The organism is Polaribacter sp. SA4-12 (assembly GCF_002163675.1).
GTDB lineage: Bacteria > Bacteroidota > Bacteroidia > Flavobacteriales > Flavobacteriaceae > Polaribacter.
On record NZ_CP019334.1, the window covers coordinates 1,995,453 to 2,014,882 of the forward strand.

Annotated in this window: 22 protein-coding genes; 11 read left to right on the top strand and 11 right to left on the bottom strand. The window is 29.3% G+C overall.

Annotated features, from left to right (window positions below; translation table 11 throughout):
* Positions 1–2 precede the first annotated feature (2 nt).
* On the top strand, positions 3–620 hold the full coding sequence (locus BTO07_RS08670) for a DUF1684 domain-containing protein (protein WP_087520856.1): 618 nt from the start codon (positions 3–5) through the stop codon (positions 618–620).
* A gap of 62 nt (positions 621–682) precedes the next feature.
* Here BTO07_RS08670 and BTO07_RS08675 read toward each other — a convergent pair whose 3' ends face one another.
* A complete protein-coding gene (locus tag BTO07_RS08675) occupies positions 683–913 on the bottom strand; it encodes a hypothetical protein (protein ID WP_087522586.1) in 231 nt (76 codons plus the stop codon).
* Between the two features lie 62 nt (positions 914–975).
* The gene (locus BTO07_RS08680) at positions 976–1,302 is read right to left on the bottom strand and encodes a nucleotide pyrophosphohydrolase (protein WP_087520857.1); all 327 of its coding nucleotides are present in this window, start codon (positions 1,300–1,302) and stop codon (positions 976–978) included.
* A 120-nt stretch (positions 1,303–1,422) separates the two neighbouring features.
* Between BTO07_RS08680 and BTO07_RS08685 the strand changes: the two genes are divergently transcribed.
* Together BTO07_RS08685 and BTO07_RS08690 are read left to right on the top strand one after the other, a co-directional pair.
* The gene (locus tag BTO07_RS08685; RefSeq protein ID WP_087520858.1) at positions 1,423–2,883 is read left to right on the top strand and encodes a sulfatase-like hydrolase/transferase; all 1,461 of its coding nucleotides are present in this window, start codon (positions 1,423–1,425) and stop codon (positions 2,881–2,883) included.
* Positions 2,884–2,997: 114 nt separating this feature from the next.
* Complete coding sequence (locus BTO07_RS08690) at positions 2,998–4,131, top strand: putative porin (RefSeq protein ID WP_198342444.1); 1,134 nt, start codon at positions 2,998–3,000, stop codon at positions 4,129–4,131.
* Here the strand turns inward: BTO07_RS08690 and BTO07_RS08695 are convergent.
* The 3 genes from BTO07_RS08695 to BTO07_RS08705 form a co-directional block, all read right to left on the bottom strand.
* On the bottom strand, positions 4,128–5,018 hold the full coding sequence (locus BTO07_RS08695; RefSeq protein WP_232456995.1) for a phosphatase PAP2 family protein: 891 nt from the start codon (positions 5,016–5,018) through the stop codon (positions 4,128–4,130). The two genes, BTO07_RS08690 and BTO07_RS08695, sit on opposite strands and share 4 nt — an antisense overlap.
* Positions 5,019–5,029: 11 nt before the next feature.
* Positions 5,030–5,800, bottom strand: a complete 771-nt coding sequence (locus BTO07_RS08700) for an alpha/beta fold hydrolase (RefSeq protein WP_087520861.1) — start codon at positions 5,798–5,800, stop codon at positions 5,030–5,032.
* Positions 5,801–5,963: 163 nt separating this feature from the next.
* A complete protein-coding gene (locus tag BTO07_RS08705) occupies positions 5,964–6,677 on the bottom strand; it encodes a pyridoxine 5'-phosphate synthase (protein ID WP_087520862.1) in 714 nt (237 codons plus the stop codon).
* Between the two features lie 66 nt (positions 6,678–6,743).
* Between BTO07_RS08705 and BTO07_RS08710 the strand changes: the two genes are divergently transcribed.
* The 8 genes from BTO07_RS08710 to murI all read left to right on the top strand — a co-directional run bounded on the left by BTO07_RS08710 (position 6,744) and on the right by murI (position 14,643).
* A complete protein-coding gene (locus BTO07_RS08710; RefSeq protein ID WP_232456996.1) occupies positions 6,744–7,397 on the top strand; it encodes a CBS domain-containing protein in 654 nt (217 codons plus the stop codon).
* A gap of 33 nt (positions 7,398–7,430) precedes the next feature.
* The gene (locus BTO07_RS08715; RefSeq protein WP_087520864.1) at positions 7,431–8,330 is read left to right on the top strand and encodes an NAD kinase; all 900 of its coding nucleotides are present in this window, start codon (positions 7,431–7,433) and stop codon (positions 8,328–8,330) included.
* Between the two features lie 105 nt (positions 8,331–8,435).
* On the top strand, positions 8,436–9,113 hold the full coding sequence (locus BTO07_RS08720) for a type IX secretion system protein PorG (RefSeq protein ID WP_198342445.1): 678 nt from the start codon (positions 8,436–8,438) through the stop codon (positions 9,111–9,113).
* 5 nt (positions 9,114–9,118) lie between these two features.
* A complete protein-coding gene (locus BTO07_RS08725) occupies positions 9,119–9,862 on the top strand; it encodes an isoprenyl transferase (protein ID WP_087520865.1) in 744 nt (247 codons plus the stop codon).
* Between the two features lie 7 nt (positions 9,863–9,869).
* Entirely contained in the window at positions 9,870–12,401 is a 2,532-nt protein-coding gene (bamA, locus tag BTO07_RS08730; protein ID WP_087522588.1) for an outer membrane protein assembly factor BamA, read from the top strand.
* Between the two features lie 64 nt (positions 12,402–12,465).
* Positions 12,466–13,260 carry an OmpH family outer membrane protein gene (locus tag BTO07_RS08735; protein WP_087520866.1) on the top strand — a complete coding sequence of 265 codons (795 nt, stop codon included), beginning with the start codon at positions 12,466–12,468 and terminating at the stop codon, positions 13,258–13,260.
* Positions 13,261–13,272: 12 nt separating this feature from the next.
* Positions 13,273–13,779 carry an OmpH family outer membrane protein gene (locus BTO07_RS08740; RefSeq protein ID WP_087520867.1) on the top strand — a complete coding sequence of 169 codons (507 nt, stop codon included), beginning with the start codon at positions 13,273–13,275 and terminating at the stop codon, positions 13,777–13,779.
* 66 nt (positions 13,780–13,845) lie between these two features.
* Positions 13,846–14,643 carry a glutamate racemase gene (gene murI / locus BTO07_RS08745; protein ID WP_087520868.1) on the top strand — a complete coding sequence of 266 codons (798 nt, stop codon included), beginning with the start codon at positions 13,846–13,848 and terminating at the stop codon, positions 14,641–14,643.
* Here murI and BTO07_RS08750 read toward each other — a convergent pair.
* The 6 genes from BTO07_RS08750 to BTO07_RS08775 form a co-directional block, all read right to left on the bottom strand.
* Positions 14,640–15,683, bottom strand: coding sequence for a PorP/SprF family type IX secretion system membrane protein (locus BTO07_RS08750; RefSeq protein ID WP_232456997.1), 1,044 nt, complete (start codon positions 15,681–15,683; stop codon positions 14,640–14,642). The two genes, murI and BTO07_RS08750, sit on opposite strands and share 4 nt — an antisense overlap.
* Positions 15,684–15,781: 98 nt before the next feature.
* Positions 15,782–16,480: a sulfite exporter TauE/SafE family protein gene (locus BTO07_RS08755; protein ID WP_087520869.1), complete on the bottom strand. Its 699-nt coding sequence runs from the start codon at positions 16,478–16,480 to the stop codon at positions 15,782–15,784.
* Positions 16,480–16,926 carry a FixH family protein gene (locus tag BTO07_RS08760; protein WP_087520870.1) on the bottom strand — a complete coding sequence of 149 codons (447 nt, stop codon included), beginning with the start codon at positions 16,924–16,926 and terminating at the stop codon, positions 16,480–16,482. The genes BTO07_RS08755 and BTO07_RS08760 overlap by 1 nt, the downstream gene beginning before the upstream one ends.
* A gap of 8 nt (positions 16,927–16,934) precedes the next feature.
* Positions 16,935–18,356, bottom strand: coding sequence for a cytochrome c oxidase accessory protein CcoG (ccoG, locus tag BTO07_RS08765; RefSeq protein WP_087520871.1), 1,422 nt, complete (start codon positions 18,354–18,356; stop codon positions 16,935–16,937).
* Positions 18,357–18,381: 25 nt separating this feature from the next.
* Positions 18,382–19,251, bottom strand: a complete 870-nt coding sequence (locus tag BTO07_RS08770; protein WP_087520872.1) for a cbb3-type cytochrome c oxidase N-terminal domain-containing protein — start codon at positions 19,249–19,251, stop codon at positions 18,382–18,384.
* A gap of 11 nt (positions 19,252–19,262) precedes the next feature.
* Entirely contained in the window at positions 19,263–19,430 is a 168-nt protein-coding gene (locus BTO07_RS08775; RefSeq protein WP_087520873.1) for a CcoQ/FixQ family Cbb3-type cytochrome c oxidase assembly chaperone, read from the bottom strand.

The window sequence follows — 19,430 nt, forward strand, 5'->3', positions numbered from 1 at the left end:
AAATGAAAAAAGTACTATTTATATTCTCTTTACTATTAATAATGACCTCTTGTAATTCACAAGGTAAACGTCCTTTAATGGGAGATACTGATTATCAAAAAGAATTAAATGCAAGTTATAAAGACGCATCAAAATCACCTTTAAAGAAGAAGGATTTAAGAAAATTTAATGGGTTAGAATTTTTCGATATAGACTCAACTTTTATCGTAAAAGCAGAATTTACCAAAATTGAAAATGCGCCAACTTTTGAAATGGCAACAACCACAGACAGAAAACCTTTGTACAAAAAATATGGTTTATTAAACTTTACATTAAATGGTGAAAATTGTGAATTAACCATTTATCAAAGTCAAGATGATTTGCGTGATAAAAAATATAAAGACTATTTGTTTTTACCATTTACAGATGATACTTCTGGAAACGAATCTTATGGTGGTGGACGTTATATGGATGTGATGACCACAGATATAACTGAAGATAATACGGTGCTTTTAAACTTTAACAACACATATAACCCTTATTGTGCTTATAATGATAAATATTCTTGCCCGTTAACACCTCGAAAAAATCATTTAGATGTTGAAATAAAAGCTGGAATTAAAGTTTTTAAAAAACATTAAAAATAACCGGTTGTGCATTTTGTAACTAAAAAGAATCAAAATGCACAATTGGTCAAAGAATATTAATTCATTTTCTTATTGGTAATATAAAAACCATAGACAAAAGTAAAAATAACTTTGAAACCAAAGAATTTTCTCCATTTACCATCAGCAAAATTATTTTGATTTACTGTTTCAAAGTCTCCTGAAAAAATTTCTGAAGAGTTATTCATCAATAAAGAAACTATTGTAACTATTATAAAAAATGGAATGGCAACTTTTGCGAAATTTACCCAAAAAAGTTTGGTTTTCATTCTTGCAAAAATAATTTTCGCTCCCTCTACAAAGTTTTTTATGAAATTTTTTATAAAGTCCATTATTTTAATTTTTGATTGTTGTGATGACGATCGTGATCGCGTTTTGTTTTAATATCTAATTTATTTTCGAAAGCGTCTTGTAAATTGATACCTGTTTGGTTTGCTAAACATAAAACAACAAACATAACATCTGCTAATTCTTCTCCTAAATCTTTATTTTTATCAGATTCCTTTTCACTTTGCTCTCCATAACGTCTTGCAATAATACGTGCAACTTCACCAACTTCTTCTGTTAATTGTGCCATGTTTGTTAACTCGTTAAAATAACGAACTCCATGAGCTTTAATCCAATCGTCAACTTGTTTTTGTGCGTTTTCTATGTTCATTTTTCTTTATTGAAAGATTAAGAATTTAAAGAGTCAAAGATAGAAATTCTCGAATGATTTAGTTTGTTTCTAAATTTATTTTCTGATAACTTCGCTTATTTAAATTTAAGCTAAAATTCTATGAAATTTCATAAATTCATTCCGCTATTACTTCTAATTATATTTATTTCTTGTCAAAAAGAAAAAGAGGAAGTAAAAAGACCTAACATCATTTTTTTTATGATTGATGATTGTAGTGCTGTAGAACTTTCTAGTTACGCGACATCAAATCATCCATCTGGTAATAAAACACCAGTAATTGATGCGCTAGCAAATGAAGGAATGAAATTTACAACTTGTTGGGCATCTCCACTTTGTATGCCAGCGAGAGCAATGTTAATGTCTGGTAAATATGGGGCAAAAACAAATGTTTATGGTAATAAATTAAGTTTACATAGTCGCAATTTCCCTGATGAACATAAACCAATGTCTAAAGTTTTAAAAGAAGCGGGTTACGAAACAGCAATCTCAGGAAAATGGCATTTACCAGGAAGTGTAGAGCAAGAAGCATATGGTTTGGATGAATATTCTTTATTGGGTGGTTATTATACACCTGCTAAAGAGAAAATTGTTTGGGATGGACCTTGGTTTTCTTGGTCAAACCCATCAAAAACTTTTAAAGACAAAGCTGTAATTGGTAGTAAAAGGGGGCAATATCCTGCTATTTACTGGAATGGTTGCGTAATTGAAAACGGCAAACTGAAACCAAGTAATGCTAACACCTTTGCACCGGATCTTTGTCAAGAATTTGCAATAGATTATGTAAAAAGAAAAAGAGACAAACCTTTCTTTTTATATTATCCAATGGTTCTACCTCACGATCCTTGGTTTGAAACACCAGACGCAAATAGCCCAACAGGTAGATCAAAACCAGGTTTTAACTCGCAAATTAAACGTTTAGAATATTATGTTGACGAATTAGTTACAAACCTTAAAGAAGCTAATGTTTACGATAACACAATTATCATATTTACAGCGGACAACGCAACTTTAGCTAACGGTAAAGGTTCTTGTTCTGAACTTGGAGTTAGAGTACCATTAATTGTTTTTGGAGGTGCGTTAAAAAACAAAGGAGTAAGTGATGTAATGGTAGATTTTACAGATATGTATCCTACAGTTTTAGAAATGGCGGGTATTGATGTTTCTGAAATGAAAGAATTAGACGGAACAAGTTTTAAATCAATTTTAGATAACAAACCTTATCAAGGAAAACCTTTTGTTTTTAGTTTTTTAGATATGGAACGTACAGTTAGAACTAAAGATTATATGATGGACGGATTTGGAGGTGTCTGGAAATGTGCAACTTCTGGAAACTTATTAGATTACATCCCTTTAGAAGAGAATGAAGAGACGGAAAAAATTAGAGCAGAACTACTACAACTTATAGAACCTTATCAGACACCTTCAACAGAAATGTTTGGCGAAAAAAGGATTAATAATGCAAGTAATAATTTTAAATGGCCAACTTTTCATCCGACTACTTTAGCAGCTCACCGAAATGGAAATTCTTGGATGAACAACCCAAGAAGGTTTAAAGAATAATTTTTATTAATTCCAAATAACTAAAACTGATAAAAGTCACTATTTTAAAGGAATAAAGAAAATACTTTTATGTGTTTAAACAGACACTTAAAATTCAACTTTATCCTCTATCTTTTGAAAAAAACGATCTATTTTCTATTCATTTTATTATCTCCAATTTTCATTTTCAGTCAAAATAAAAACACAAAAAAACTTTCTTTCTCCGGAGATTTTAGATTTAGAGCAGAACAAGATTGGGACTCACAAAAATCGGATGGCATTTATAGAAACGATAGAACTAGACTAAGATACAGAGCTCGTTTTGGAGTTGCATATAAATACTCTGATTGGATTTCATTAGGAATAAGACTTAGGACAGGAAATCCTAAAAAACAACAAGACCCTCAATTAACAGTTGGTGATGGTTTTAACGAATTTGGTACTTTACCAATCTCTTTCGAAAAAATTTATGCAGAATTTAATTACGAATGGTTTTCTGGTTGGTTAGGAAAAAACACATTTCCTTTCGAAAAACAACATGAATTATTTTGGAGTGATAATGTTTTTCCGGAAGGAATTTCTTTAAGCGGAAAATTTGCTTTCAATAATAATATTATTCAGTCTTTAAAAATAAATACGGGTCATTTTATCATGAGAACAAACGGGACTTCTTTAGATTCTGATGGATATTTCCAAGGTTTTCAAATTGTTACAACACATTTAGACAAGATACTTCTACTTAATCCAAGTTTTTATAACTTTAAAAACATACCTAACATTCCTGATGGAAACGAAACTTTTACAATGAATTATGCGATTGTTCATCTTGGTACAAAAGTTCAAATCAATAAAAATTCTAACATATCAGTAGGATTTGATTTTTATCAAAATATTGAAGATTACAATAACATAAACACTATTTCACAAGAATATAAAAATCAAAAAAACGGATTTGTTGCAAATATTAGCGTGGGTAAATTAGCGAAAAAGGGAGATTGGACGTTTAAACTAACACATACTTATTTAGAAAAATATGCTGCAGTAGACTTTTTTGCTCAAAATGATTGGGCAAGATGGGATTATTCATCACAAGGTTCACCTGACGGAAGATTAACTAATTTTAAAGGATTTGAATTAATGGCAGGATATTCTCTTGGTAAAAAAATGAACTTAAAAATAAGATGTTTTAAAGTAGATCAAATTAAATCTCTTACTACTGTTAAAGAAAATGGAAATCGAATTCGAATTGATTTTAATATCGGATTCTAAAAATTCATTACAACTCCAAAACTTTGTGGAGTAAATTGTAAATCCCAAGCTATTTTTTTTGCTTTCCGTTTGTCATTATATTTCTCGTCGTATTTTCTATCTAAATATTTATCTATTGCTTCCACAATAAAAATACTTAAAGCTGTAGAAAAAACTACATCAGAAACCCAATGAAAACGATCTACAATTCTGGCAAAACCAGGTATAGAACCTACTGTGTATAAACCTGCTTTTATCCAAGGATTATCGAAATGTTTTGCAAGAATATAGGCATTTGTAAAACCTAACATTACGTGTCCTGAAGGAAAAGAATCGTAATTAAAAACTCTATCAAAATGCAACGGATCAAATGTACTTTTACCAACATTTGCTTTTGGTCTTGCACGACCAATAAGTCTTTTAGATACTTGTTGTAATAAACCAGAAGCTGAAGCTGAAGAAATTAATAAAACTCCTGTTCTTCTTAATTTTGGATTTTTAGTTAACAAACCCGTTACATAAACAGCGCCTGTTAGCATAAAATTATTGTTAGGACTTCCATATTCATTTCCATAATCTGCTAACCAACGAGGAACATTTCCCCTCCAGTTGTTTGCCCAATTATCAATATGATCATCAACCAAATACAAAGCTGAAGTTCCTGCAGCAACATATCCTAAATTAGCAAATTGATTACTTTTCCAATGTAAAGGTCTGCTATAAGCATAGCCCATTCCTCCTGCCATGTTACCTAAATCATAGGTAAGTGCTTGCCATAAATTTCTATCTTTTTTAAAATCGATAGAAATTTTCTGATTTTGATGAAGAGTTTTCGTTTGCGTTTGAGTCTGACTTTGAGTCATAAAAAACGCAAAAAGAAACATTAAAGAAAATAGACTTTTTTTCATTTTTCTTATAATTAGTTTAAAAAACTAGAAACTTCAGCGTAAAATTGCTTCGGATTTTCGGCATGCAACCAATGACCTGCATTATTTATTTCAACAATTTTAGAATTCGGAAAATGCGCTTCTATAATTGACTCTTCGTTTTGAGTAATATAATCAGATTTAGAACCTTTTAAAAACAATGTTTCATTCTCAAAAACTGTAAAAGAAGGTAAAGCATCTCCAACTTCCGGGTTGTTTTCTGTTAACGATTCTAAGTTAAATCTGTAATCTAATTGTCCTTTTTCTTTCCAATAAACATTCTTCAACAAAAACTGACGAACACCTAAATCTGGAATTAACTCAGATAGTTTTTTATCAACCAAAGTTCTAGTATTCTGAACAGAAAAATCGATAGAATTTAAACCTGCTAAAATTGCATTATGATGTGGTTGATACATTCTTGGAGAAATATCTACAATAATTAGTTTTTCTACCAATTCAGGATACGTTACAGCAAATAACATTGCTGTTTTCCCTCCCATAGAATGCCCAATTAAATAAACTTTTTCTAATTGATGATACTCAATATAATTGTGTAAATCTTCAACTAAAACTTCATAATTAAATTCATCTTCATGAAAACTACGTCCGTGATTTCGTTGGTCTATTAAATGAACTTCATAATTTTCCGAAAACTGATTCCCTAAAGATTTCCAATTATCAGACATTCCAAAATATCCATGTAATATTAAAAGAGGTTTTCCCTCTCCTTTTATTGTTGAATGTAAAATTTTATTAGACATTTAGATTATTAGAATTTTGGATTATTAGATTTCTCAATCGCTTAAAAAAGCTCATTTCGAAATGACAACTGTGACTGAATATTGTTAATTTCACCACATAGAAACATAGAAAACATAGTTTTGTTGTGGACTGAAACTGAAAACTGCTACTGCTTACTGAAAACTATTTTAAACGATGCAAATACATATTCACAACATTCTCTAAACCTAAATACAAACTTTCAGCAATAAGTGCGTGTCCGATAGAAACTTCAGCCAAATTAGGAATATTCTCTTTAAAGAATTTAATGTTTTCTAAACTTAAATCATGACCTGCATTAATACCTAAACCTAATTCATGAGCTAAAATTGCAGCTTCAGTATATGGTTTTACTGCATTTTTGTTACCTAAATCGAATTGTGTAGCAAAATCTTCTGTATACAATTCAATTCTATCTGCTCCTGTTTTTGCAGCAGCTTCTATCAACTTTGCATCAGTATCAATAAAAATTGAAGTTCTAATTCCGTTTTGTTGAAATTCCTTAATTACTTCTTGTAAAAAAGATTGGTGAGTAATTGTGTCCCATCCAGCATTAGACGTAATTGCATTTACAGCATCTGGCACCAAAGTAACTTGTGTTGGCTTAACTTCTAAAACCAAATCCATAAAAGATTTAATAGGATTTCCTTCAATATTATATTCTGTTATTACAATATTTTTTAAATCTCTTGCGTCTTGATAACGAATATGTCTTTCATCTGGTCTTGGGTGAATTGTGATTCCCTGGGCACCAAATTCTTCAATATCACTTGCAACTTTTAATAAATTAGGTACGTTTCCGCCACGAGAATTTCTTAAAGTTGCTATTTTATTAATATTTACACTTAACTTTGTCATTGTCTAAAATTAGGCTGCAAATATAATTTATTAAATCATTTTATCCTATATTCGTAAAGCATGAATATGAATGAATACATATTAGAAGAAATAAAACCACTTCGATTAAAAGATCTAGTAAAAAGAGCTCAAAAAGTGTTTAAAAACTATCCTATTACCCATTTTCCGGTAATTGAGGATAATAAACTACTTGGTTCTTTTGCTGAAGAAGATATTCAAACAATAGAAAACAAAGAAGATGAATTAATTGGTTATGCGCATTTATTAAATTCATTTTTTGCAGATGAAAAAGCAACTGTTTTAGAATTGTTAAAGATTTTTGCTGATAATGACACCAACATCATTCCTATTTTAAATGAGCATAAAGATTACATTGGTTATTTTGATTTACGCGATGTTTTAGATGTTTTTTCTACAAGTCCTTTTATGATTGAAGAAAGTGAAACTTTAATTATAGAAAAAATAAGAAATGATTATTCTATGAGTCAAGTTGTTCAAATTATAGAATCTAATGGAGGAGAGTTATTAGGCTTGTATATTTCAGAAAAAAAAGCAGATATTATTCAAGTTACGATAAAAGTGATTTCGGATGAAATAAACGAAATCATGCAAACTTTTAGAAGATATGATTATAAAATTATATCTATGCATGAGAATGATATTTATTTAGAAGATTTAAAAAATAGATCTGAATATTTACAGAAATATTTAGAAATGTAAACTTCCTAGAGGTTTTAAGTAAAACATTATATATTGAAAAAAGCAGCAATTTACGGTCAATCTTACGCAATTTCATCAGAAAAGGAAATTAAAACTTTATTAGACGTTTTAGAAAAAAATAAGATTGATTTCTACATAGAAAGTGAATTTTATAATCTTTTAGTAAAAAGTAACGCTTTAGAAGACATCTATAAATCATTTGTTAGTTTTAATGATTTAGATAGTTCTTTCGATATTATGTTTACAATTGGTGGAGATGGAACTTTTTTACGTTCTGTAACACATATTAGAGATTTAGATATTCCTATTTTAGGGATAAATACAGGAAGATTAGGTTTTTTAGCCATTGTGGCCAAAGATGTTATAGAAGAAAGTATTGAATTAGTTATTAATGGCGATTTTACAATTCAAGAAAGAACCCTTATATCTGTAAGAACAGAACCAAAAACTAAAGATTTTTCTGAGTTAAACTTTGCTTTAAACGAAGTTACTATTGCAAAGAAAAATACAACTTCTATGATTGGTGTAAAAACCAATTTAAACGGAGAATACCTTACCAACTATTGGGCAGATGGTTTAATTATTGCAACTCCCACAGGATCTACAGGTTATTCTTTAAGTTGTAATGGCCCTGTTATTTTACCCGATTCAAAAAACCTAGTGATAACACCAATTGCTCCTCATAACTTAAATGCAAGACCAATGGTAATTTCTGATGAAACTAAAATAGAGTTAGCGGTAGATTCTAGAGAAAAAAGTTTCTTAATCTCTTTAGACTCAAGAGTTACTACTGTACCTAAAGAAACTAAAATTTTTATCGAAAAGACCGATTTTACAATTAAAAGCATTTTACCGAAGAACCAATCATTTTTAAAGACATTAAGAAGTAAATTATTGTGGGGAGAAGACATTAGAAACAAAACTAATCTTTAAACTATTTCTTGCAATATTTATTAAAAAAAGTTGTTATTCAAAAAAGACTGATTATTAACTTTATAAAGCAAATTGAAATTTCTATATTTGCTCGCTATTTTTAGAATGAAAAAAAATATACTATTTTTTGTATTTGCAAGTTTCACCTCAATCTTATTGGGGCAACTTCATGAAGTTGGGATCTCTTTGGGTGGCTCAAACTATGTAGGTGATATTGGAGCAAATAATTATTTTTCTCCAAACAAACCAGCAGGAGCTGTTTTTTACAAATACAATTGGAATCCTAGAATTGCATTAAGAGCAACTTATAGCTACTTACCAATATCTGGAAATGACTTAGATGCAGATACAGCTTTTAGAAAAAATAGAGCAATTAACTTTTCAAATACAATTAATGAAATTGCTGTAGGATTTGAGTATAATTTTTATGAGTATGATTTATCTTCAGATGATAAAAATTGGACTCCTTACTTACTTTTTGAATTAGTTGGTTTTAATTATACAAACGTAAAATCTCATTCTGCTTCAGGGCAATTAGTTAAAGGAAATAAAACTTCATATGCTATTCCTTTCGGAATTGGATATAAGTCTAAATTATATGGTACTTTAGCCTTCGCTATTGAAGCAAAATTTAGATATACTTTTGAAGACGATTTAGACTTTACAAATAACGAAACACCTAATGTAAATTTAGAAGGTATAGGAAATGATTGGTATATGTTTACCGGTTTTTCTTTAATTTACACTTTTGGTAGACCAGCTTGTTACACAAACGGATTATAAATATTATGGACAAAAAACTACTTATCGATTTACAAAGAACCCCTAAGCATGTTGCTATTATTATGGATGGTAATGGGCGTTGGGCAAAAGGTAAAGGGATGAATAGAATTTTTGGACACAGAAACGCATTAACAGCTGTAAGAGAATCTGTTAAAGCAGCATCACAAGTAAATGTTGAAGCAGTTACTTTATATGCTTTTTCTACAGAAAATTGGAATCGACCTAAACTAGAAGTAGATGCTTTAATGAGTTTACTTATTAATTCTTTGAAAAAAGAATTACCCGATTTTATGAAAAACGGTGTAAAAGTTAATTCTATTGGAGCTATTGAAACTTTACCAAAAAAGGCTCAAAAGGTTTTAGCTGATGTTATATCTCAAACAAAAAACAATACAAAAATTGTTTTAACTTTTGCTTTAAGTTATGGCTCTAGGGAAGAAATTGTTAACACTATTAAAAAGATATCTAAAAAAGTTGTTAATAAAGAGCTAAATATAGAAGAAATTGATGAAAATACTATAAATAACCATTTATATACGTTTAATTTGCCCGACGTTGATTTAATGATAAGAACTAGTGGAGAACAACGCATTAGTAATTTCTTATTATGGCAAATGGCATATGCCGAATTATATTTTACAAATATACTTTGGCCAGATTTTAGAGAAGAGCATTTTTATGATGCAATTATAGATTATCAGAATAGAGAACGAAGATTTGGAAAAACAAGCGAACAAATTACAGAATAAATTTTTTATGAAATTATTTTCTGCTACAATAATGTTAATAGCATTATTTTTCAATTTTAGTGCAACTGCACAAACACAAAAAGATAGTTTATCAATTGTAAAAAAAGATACTATTCCTGTCAATAACGCTTCCTTTGAAAAAGGTAAAGAATATATTCTAGGAGGGATTACTGTTACTGGTTTAAAGAAATTTAGCGAAGAAACTGTTCGTGTTTTTACAGGATTAAGAAACGGACAACTTATAAAACTTCCAGGAGACAAACTTACAAGTGCTATAAAAAAGCTTTACGAAAGTAAACAGTTTAGCAACGTAGACGTTTATCTTGCAAGATTAGATAACAACACTGTATACCTACTATTTGATGTATTAGAATTACCTCAGTTAAACAACATAAAACTTACAGGAATTAAAAAAGGTAAGGCAAAAGAACTTATAAAAGATGCTGAATTAAAAACGGGTGCAATGGTTACAGACAACCTTATTGTTACTACAAAAAACTACTTCACAAAAAAATATACAGATAAAGGTTTCCTTAAAACCAAAGTTAGTTTAGATGTTAAAAGCGACACATCAGACGTTAACATCGTTAATATGGCTATTTTTATTGACAAAGGTGCCAAAATTAAAATTAAAGACATAATTTTTACAGGTAACAAAGCGCTTTCAGGGAAAAAACTGAGAAAGGCGATGAAGAATACCAAAGAAAAATTTATGGGTCGTTTTTGGAAAGGATCAAAATATATAGAAGAAGATTACCAAGAAGATTTAGAAAGCATTTTAGATATTTATAGTAGATTAGGTTATAGAGATGCTCGTATTCTCAGTGATGGAATTTCTTGGAATGATGATAATACAATCAACATTAATTTAGATTTAGAAGAAGGAAGACAATACCGATTTTCTGAAATATTATTTGTTGGTAATAAAGAATACTCAGACGAACAACTTCAAAGATATTTAAAAATTGAAAAAGGAGATGTTTACAATGCTGCTGTTTTAAAAGAACGTGTTAAAGGAGATGGAAGCCCTACTTCTCAAGATATTTCTACATTATACCAAGATAACGGATTCTTATTTTCTTCTGTAGATGCAATTGAAACTAGAGTTAAAAATGATTCTATTACTGTAGAAATTAGAGTAAGAGAAGATGAAAAAGCGCGTATAAAGAAGGTAACTGTTTCTGGTAATGAAAAAACAAATGACCATGTTCTTTTTAGAGAATTAAGAGTTAAGCCAGGTGATTTATTTAGTAGAAGTGCAATTATTAGATCTATTAGAGAAATTGGTCAATTAGGTTTCTTTGACACAAATGTAACGCCAGACGTTATTCCTGATTATCAAAATAAAACTGCAGATATCGATTTTACAGTTGTAGAAAAAGGTGGAAGTCAGATAGAACTACAAGGTGGTTATGGTGGTGGATCTTTCATTGGTACTTTAGGTTTATCTTTTAATAACTTCTCAATCAAAAATATTTTTAATAAAGAAGCATACAAACCATTACCTATGGGAGATGGTCAAACCTTATCTTTAAGATTACAAACAAGTAGAACATATAGTACATATAGCTTTTCATTTACAGAACCTTGGTTAGGAGGTAAAAAACCAAAATCATTATCTTTTTCTGTATATTCTTCTAATCAATATCAATTAGATTATACAACTTATGATGTTGATAAAAGTAAAAGCTTAAGTATTATTGGAGCTTCTGTAGGTCTTGGAGAACGTTTACAATGGCCCGATGATTATTTTCAATTATCACAAACAATAGGTTATCAAGCTTTAAAATCTAATGATTATAGTTTTGGATTAGCTGGTTTGAACTTAAATAACGGAACCTTAAATAATTTATCTTACAACATTTCTTTATCAAGAAATTCTGCAGGACCAAGTTTAATTTTCCCAACTTATGGTTCAGAATTTTCTATAGGTGCTAAAGCAACTTTTCCATATTCTTTATTGAGTGATAAAGACTATTCTGATCCAGATTTAGATGCTACAGAAAAATATAAATGGTTAGAATACTATAAATTGAATTTTAAAGGAAAATGGTATACTGCTTTTACTGACAAATTAGTTTTAATGACTAATGCAGAATTAGGATACTTAGGACATTATAATAGTGAACTTGGTGACACACCAGTTGAACGCTATTTTGTTGGAGGTGATGGTATTGCTGCATATCAATTAGATGGTAGAGAAACAGTAGGATTAAGAGGTTACGAAAATAGTGGATTATCATCTACATATGGAGGAACAATGTATAACAAATTTCAGCTTGAACTTCGTTATTCTATCACTGATGCTCCTTCAGCATCTATCTACACATTAGGTTTTTTAGAAGCTGGTAATTCTTATGACAATTTTAACGAATATAACCCGTTTGACTTAAAACGTTCAGCTGGAGTTGGTGTAAGAATCTTTATGCCTGCATTTGGTTTATTAGGTATAGATTTCGCACATGGTTTTGATCCTTTACCTGGACAAACTGTTAAATCTGGTTGGCAAACACACTTTATTATTGGAAAACAATTCTAAAAAAACTGTAACACTGTAAGGAAAAAGTTTTTTTGGCACGGTTTTTTCTAAATACATTATACAAATGAAAAAAATATTTTTATTAGTCGTTCTTTTATTTAGTGTTACTTTTTCTTGGTCGCAAAGAAATCAAATAATTGCTTATATAGATATGGAGTATATTCTAGAAAATGTTCCAGAATATCTTGAAGCTCAAAACACTCTTGATGCAAAAATTGCAAAGTGGAGAAAAAAATTAGATGATCAAGGAAGACATATAGAAATTTTAAAAACAGATTTAGCAAACGAAAAAGCGATTCTAACAAAAGATTTAATTGAAGAAAAAGAAGAAGAGATTAATTTAAAACAAGTAGAATTAAGAAGACTTGAATCTTTATACTTTGGACCTAAGGGAGATATGTTTTCAGTGAGAAAACAATTGGTAAAGCCAATTCAGGATCAAGTTTACAATGCTATTCAAAGTATTTCTAAAAGAAAAAAATATGATTTCGTTTTTGATAAATCTAGTGACTTAGTCATGCTTTTTTCAAATAAAAAATACGATATTAGCGACCTTGTTTTAGCAACTATAGATCGTACACGATTAGTAGATAGTAAAAAGAAGAAAAAGAGCGAGAAGAATAATAAAAAAGTTATTCCTAAAAAAGAATTAACAAGTAAGCAAAAAGAAGTAGTTACTAAAAAAGAAGATGCTAAAGCAAAGAAAATTGCTGCTGCTGAAGCAAAAAAGAAACTAATAGCAGAAAAAAGAGAAGCATTATTAAAAAAACGTGAAGCAGCTAGACAACTTTTACGTGATAAAAAAGAAGCTTTAAGAAAGAAAAAAGAACAAGAACAAAAAGACAAGAATAATAATTAAATCAAAACAAGAATGAAAAATTTTAAAACGTTACTATTAATTGCTGTATTTACTCTAGGAGTAGCTGGTGTTTCAAATGCACAAAAAGTAGGTCATATAGACTTCGAAAAATTAGTGTCAGAAATGCCACAAACAAAAACATTAAAATCTAATATGGAAAAGCTTGGTAAAACTTACCAAGATGATATAGAAGGTATGGGAAAGAAGATTGAAGCTACACAGAAAAAATATATGGCTGAATCTAAAACTCAAACAAATCAAACGAACGAGGCAAGAGCTAAAGAACTTCAAATTGAAGCAGGGAAATTAGAACAATTAAGAAAAACTGCTTACCAAGACATGCAAAACAGACAAAACGCTGGTTTACAGCCTATTATTGAGAAAGCTCAAAAAGCTATCGAAGATGTAGCAGCTACTAAAGGTATTTTATATGTATTAGATGCTTCTGTAGGTAAAGGTTTATTAGTGAAAAAAGGTGAAGACATTTACAATGCTGTAAAAACTAAATTAGGTTTTTAAGATTACTACTTAATAATAAAACTAAAACCTACTGAAATTCAGTAGGTTTTTTTATTTTTACAATATATGGTAAAACTCAATAAATTTCCTATAGGTATATTCGACTCTGGTGTTGGTGGAACCTCTATTTGGAAAGAAATTAACGCACTTTTACCATTAGAGAATACTATTTACTTATCAGATAGTAAAAATGCTCCTTATGGGGATAAGAGCAAACACGCAATCATAAATTTAGCTATTAAAAATACTGAATTTTTACTAAAACAAAATTGTAAAATTATTGTAGTTGCCTGTAATACTGCAACTACAAATGCTATTAAAGTTTTAAGAGAAAATTACGATGTTCCTTTTATAGGAATAGAACCTGCTATTAAACCTGCTGCATTGCAAACTAAAACCAATACAATTGGTATACTTGCCACTGAAGGTACATTAAATAGCGAATTATTTGAAAAAACTTCAAGTTCTATCAATCAAAAAATTATAAGAAAGGAAATTATTGGTAAAGGTTTAGTTGAACTTATTGAAAAAGGAAAATTATATTCTGATGAAATGACAAAACTGCTTTCGTCATATATTAAACCTTTAATAAAAGCAGATGTAGATTGTTTAGTTTTAGGTTGTACTCATTACCCATACTTAATTCCACAAATTAGAAAACTAGTTGGAGATAGAATGCAAATTATAGATTCGGGTGAAGCTGTTGCAAAACAAACTAAGGCAATTTTAAAGAAGCATCAATTGATCAACAATACAAAAGAAAATAGTACGCATCAATTTTATATCAACAAAGACAGAAAAGTATTACAAATGTTAATTTCAAATACTAATAACAAAGTAGAAATTATAGAAGAAAGTTTTTAAAAACCTCCAAAAACAGAATTGATATTAGGACAAGCTGCTCCCCTTTGCTTTCTAGTCCATAAATTAATACCTACAGAAATTTGATGAAATCCTGAGCTTGTTAATACGGTATCATTCATCTGATTAGTGTAAGTATATGAAAACATAAGGTTATCATAGTTTAAACCTATTATTGGTGATATAAACTGAGCATTATCAATAGCATTTGTATCAAAACTTTTTCTATAAGACAATGCCGCCCAAATTTGAGTTTCTGAAAAAGTTTTATATGCTTTAATATTAAAGTCAGCTATTCTTTGACCAGTACTTTCTCTTAACTGAACCATTAAAGAAGGTTCTAACTGAATGTAATTGTCTTCACCATAATAATACCCTGCTGAGAAAATATAGTTTCTTAAATCTAAAGGTTCTTGAACATTTAAATTATTTTTTGCAGTAAGTAATAAATTTTTTACTGTAAAATAAGAAGAAAAACCTCCTTTGTGGTAAGCAACACTAAAATCTGCATTATAATAACTTGTACTTTGTATAATTGCTGCAACATCATCATTACCAAAAGATCTTTGATCTGCTTGATTTTGAACAAAAGTAAATCCCAAACCAAAAGAAAGTTGCTCAAAAAGACGACCATCACTTAATGGTAAATGATAAGAATATGTACCTTGAACACCTTTTTGTGAATGATAACCGTTTTTATCATTAAATAAGATAAAACCATAACCCGCTTTAGATTCTTCACTGAATTTTGTATGAAAACTTAATGTTTGCAAAGCAGGTGCATCTGGTATACCAGCCCACTGTTGTCTTGCAGTCATACGAAGTTTACTTGAGTTACCTATACCTGCTGCAGATGGATGTACCAAAAACACATTATCAGATAAATAATCTTGATATATAGGTAAAGTTTCTTGAGAATAATTTTTAAAAGAAAAAAATAAAACACAGAAAAAACAGAATCGAACGTAATTTAACTTCATTAAAGTGATATTATTTTTAAGGTCATCAAATATATCGTTTTTCTTATAATAAATACTTTGCATCTTAAAGATTTAACATTGTATTTAAACAATTTTTATATGATTTTATTGCTTTCTTTATAAAATAGAAAGTAAATAATAATAAAACGTAAGAAATGTAACTAGTGACAAGAAGTATTATTAGAGACAATATCAACAACAGGAACTGGTGAAATATATGGAATACCTAAACCTAACCCTCTTAAAATAAATAGAATACCAATAATAACAACAACAATCGGTATCATTTTTTGAATATTTTTTCTTAGAGATCCTTTGGTGAAATTCCCCAAATAAACAACTGCAGTCATTAAAGGAATTGTACCTAAACCAAATATGAACATATATAAGCTACCTAAAAAAGCGTTTGTAGTTGCTAATGCTCCAAAAACAGCCATATAAACTAATCCACAAGGTAAAAAACCATTTAAAAAACCAATGGTAAAAAAAGTATCATTTCTTTTCTTTTTTAGTTCTTTTCCAAGTGCATTTTTTACTTTAGAAATAATCCTTGTAATATTTTTTGAGAAATTTACTTTAGAAAAAAAAGTTGGAAAAATAACTACAATAATCATACTAATACCAACTACAATAGATAATTGCTGTTGAAACCCAAAGAAATAAAAACCTTTTCCTAAAAACCCAAATAATAATCCAATTAAACTGTAGCTAAACAATCTTCCTAAATGATAGCTTAAAATTTGAAAAAGACCTTTAGTTTTGTTTTGTCTATCAATTGGCAACATAAATGCTATAGGACCACACATACCAACACAGTGAAAGCTTCCTAATAAACCAAATATAATTGCCGATAGAAACATTATAGATTCAATTCTTTTTTAAATAAATATGGTGTATTTTTATAGCTCCATGAAACAGTAATGTTCCATCGACCATCTAATAAACGTTTCTCAGGCACGAGCAAATATGTATTAGAGATTGAAATTGGTATTTCAAAATCTAATTGTTTATTAGACGGTCTATATAGGAACACTTTACCTTCAATTTCTTTTGGATTGAAATTTGATGGAAATAGTACTTGTAAACCTTCTAGTGTATTAATTAATGTTATTTTTTCTTTCAACTTAAATGCGTTTTGTGTCGCATCTATTTGTTTTTGAAATGCTAATTCTTTTTGATAGTATTTTTCTGTTACCAAATCATGTTTAAATCTTTTATCTGTACTCATCGTTATTACGAAATACATAATAAAACTCATAAAAGCAATGATTGAAATTACAATTCCTGTTCCCCAGTTAAATTTCATAATCTTAATTATTTATAACTTCTTGGTCCAAGAAAGTTAGTTATTGTTGTTTCAATTAATTTATCACCACTATAAACACCTATTTCTAGCTTATCTTTATCACCTTTTAATGCAGAAGCATTTAACTCTATAAATAAAGTACCTTCAGCTAAACCTTGTTTAGGCACAATAAAATCGTGATTAGAAACTAATTTTATAGTTCCTTTATGTGATAATAATTTATAGCTAACATCATTTATATCCTTTGTTGTTTTATTAATTACTTTAAAAGTATATACATTACTAATAATATTATTGTCTTTATGTTGATACAATTGACCTGGTAATCTTAAAATTGTAGCTTCAACATCGTTTCTTAAAAACAACATTCCTATTAAAATACCTATTAAAATTAATAAGACTGCAGAATAACCTTTAATTCTTGCATTTAACTTAAATGGAATCTTTTTAGCAATACTATCTTCACTCGCATACCTAATTAATCCTTTTGGTAAGCCAACACTCTCCATCATATGATCGCACTCATCAATACAAGCTGTACAATTTACACACTCTAACTGTGTACCATTTCTGATATCAATATTTGTTGGGCAAACAACAACACATTGTTTACAATCTATACAATCTCCTTTTCCAACTTCAGCTCTGTCTTCATTTTTTCTGAATTTCGCCCTTCCTTTCTCACCTTCTCCACGTACATAATCATAAGCTACATTAATCGTTTTATTATCTAATAAAACTCCTTGTAACCTACCATAAGGACAAGCTATAATACATACTTGTTCTCTAAACCATGCAAAAATAAAATAGAAAACACACGTAAATATTGTTAATGAAATAAGTGTACTAACATTATCTAAAGGATCTCCAGTGATGTAACTAATTAATGTATCTCCACCAATTAAATAAGCTAAAAACACATTTGCAATGACGAAAGAAATTATAAAGAAAATAATCCATTTCAGAACTCTTTTTCTAATTTTTTCTGCATTCCAAGGTTGTTTACTTAAACGAATTTGTTTTCCTCTATCTCCATCGATCCAATATTCTATTTTTCTAAAAACCATTTCTAGAAAGATGGTTTGTGGACAAATCCATCCGCAGAAAATACGACCAAAAACTACGGTAAAAAGAATGATAAACACCACTCCAATTATCAATGAAACAACTAATAAATGAAAGTCTTGTGGCCAAAAAGGAAATCCGAAAATATTAAACTTACGTTCTAAAACATTAAATAGTAAAAATTGATTTCCGTTAATTTTTATAAATGGAGCTGAAAGTAAGATTATGAGCAAAAAATAGCTAACATACGACCTGTACTTATAAAAAATTCCACTCGGTTTTTTAGGAAAAACCCAAGAACGTTTACCAGATTTATCAATCGTACCGATACTATCTCTAAATTTCTCGTTTTCAGGAGTTTCCATAACTACACGAATTAACTTTCTCTACTTATTTAGTTGCTTCTTCTACTACCCACTTTTCTCCTTGTGCTGCTTTTCCATTTGCAGGTGTAGTTCCTTGTAAAGAAATCACATAACTTGCTACCTTAGCCATATCTGCAGCTTTTAAGGTTTTATTCCAAGCAATCATTCCTTTACCGTCTCTACCTCCATTAGAGATAGTTGTAAAAACATTTTTCACTCCTCCTCCTAATATCCAGAATTCATCTGTTAAATTAGGACCAATAGATCCACCACCATCTGCAAGGTGACAAGATGCACAGTTTAATTTAAAAATAGCTTTACCTCTCCCTAAATCTTTAGCATCTGTTAATAAAGTTACATTATCTGCAGTGATTAAATCTGTAGCAGTTGATTTGTATTTTTTTAATGATGCTTTTGCTTCAGCAACTTCTTTATTATACTCTACTATTTGAGTATCCCCGTCTAAAACATGGAATCTTACTAAATAAACTACAGCAAAAACAATTGTTGCATAAAACATATATACCCACCAAGGTGGTAAATTATTATCTAACTCCTGAATTCCGTCATAATTATGATCTAAAATTATTTCCTCTTCTTCGTCAATATCTTTAGTATCTGTCCAAGAATGTATTAATTTCTTAATCCATGCATTACCTTCTTCAGGAACAATACCTAGTTTTTCATTTTGAAGTTCAGTTGCTTTACTAATGGCAATTACATTTACCATTTCTTTTAAAACAACTACCAAAATAAAACCAATTAGAGCTACCCAAACTAACGGGTTCTCATAAATATCTAATGGGTTTTCGTACACCATAAACGACTTTGCAAGCGCTAAAAACGTAACAATTACAAAAATTACATATATCGTAGATTGAAAATATTTTTTCATATTATTTCGTTTTAATTATCTAATGGTAAATTACTTACTGTATTAATATATTCTTTTTTAGCTGTAACAACCCAGAAAAATAAGCCTACAAAAAAGGTAAAGAAAATGATTAATGATATTAAAGGATATATTTCTATACCAGTAATAGTCTCAAGATGACCTTTGATAAATTTAAACAT

Bases quoted from the DNA above. Each gene is read 5' to 3' on its own strand.
- BTO07_RS08685 (WP_087520858.1), top strand. From the start codon at position 1,423: ATGAAATTTCATAAATTCATTCCGCTATTACTTCTAATTATATTTATT.
- BTO07_RS08680 (WP_087520857.1), bottom strand. From the start codon at position 1,302: ATGAACATAGAAAACGCACAAAAACAAGTTGACGATTGGATTAAAGCT.
- bamA (WP_087522588.1), top strand. From the start codon at position 9,870: ATGAAATTATTTTCTGCTACAATAATGTTAATAGCATTATTTTTCAAT.
- BTO07_RS08750 (WP_232456997.1), bottom strand. From the start codon at position 15,683: ATGCAAAGTATTTATTATAAGAAAAACGATATATTTGATGACCTTAAA.
- BTO07_RS08695 (WP_232456995.1), bottom strand. From the start codon at position 5,018: ATGAAAAAAAGTCTATTTTCTTTAATGTTTCTTTTTGCGTTTTTTATG.
- ccoG (WP_087520871.1), bottom strand. From the start codon at position 18,356: ATGGAAACTCCTGAAAACGAGAAATTTAGAGATAGTATCGGTACGATT.
- BTO07_RS08700 (WP_087520861.1), bottom strand. From the start codon at position 5,800: ATGTCTAATAAAATTTTACATTCAACAATAAAAGGAGAGGGAAAACCT.
- murI (WP_087520868.1), top strand. From the start codon at position 13,846: ATGGTAAAACTCAATAAATTTCCTATAGGTATATTCGACTCTGGTGTT.
- BTO07_RS08710 (WP_232456996.1), top strand. From the start codon at position 6,744: ATGAATGAATACATATTAGAAGAAATAAAACCACTTCGATTAAAAGAT.
- BTO07_RS08705 (WP_087520862.1), bottom strand. From the start codon at position 6,677: ATGACAAAGTTAAGTGTAAATATTAATAAAATAGCAACTTTAAGAAAT.
- BTO07_RS08760 (WP_087520870.1), bottom strand. From the start codon at position 16,926: ATGAAATTTAACTGGGGAACAGGAATTGTAATTTCAATCATTGCTTTT.
- BTO07_RS08770 (WP_087520872.1), bottom strand. From the start codon at position 19,251: ATGAAAAAATATTTTCAATCTACGATATATGTAATTTTTGTAATTGTT.
- BTO07_RS08675 (WP_087522586.1), bottom strand. From the start codon at position 913: ATGAAAACCAAACTTTTTTGGGTAAATTTCGCAAAAGTTGCCATTCCA.
- BTO07_RS08735 (WP_087520866.1), top strand. From the start codon at position 12,466: ATGAAAAAAATATTTTTATTAGTCGTTCTTTTATTTAGTGTTACTTTT.
- BTO07_RS08740 (WP_087520867.1), top strand. From the start codon at position 13,273: ATGAAAAATTTTAAAACGTTACTATTAATTGCTGTATTTACTCTAGGA.
- BTO07_RS08720 (WP_198342445.1), top strand. From the start codon at position 8,436: ATGAAAAAAAATATACTATTTTTTGTATTTGCAAGTTTCACCTCAATC.
- BTO07_RS08775 (WP_087520873.1), bottom strand. From the start codon at position 19,430: ATGTTTAAATTTATCAAAGGTCATCTTGAGACTATTACTGGTATAGAA.
- BTO07_RS08755 (WP_087520869.1), bottom strand. From the start codon at position 16,480: ATGTTTCTATCGGCAATTATATTTGGTTTATTAGGAAGCTTTCACTGT.
- BTO07_RS08725 (WP_087520865.1), top strand. From the start codon at position 9,119: ATGGACAAAAAACTACTTATCGATTTACAAAGAACCCCTAAGCATGTT.
- BTO07_RS08670 (WP_087520856.1), top strand. From the start codon at position 3: ATGAAAAAAGTACTATTTATATTCTCTTTACTATTAATAATGACCTCT.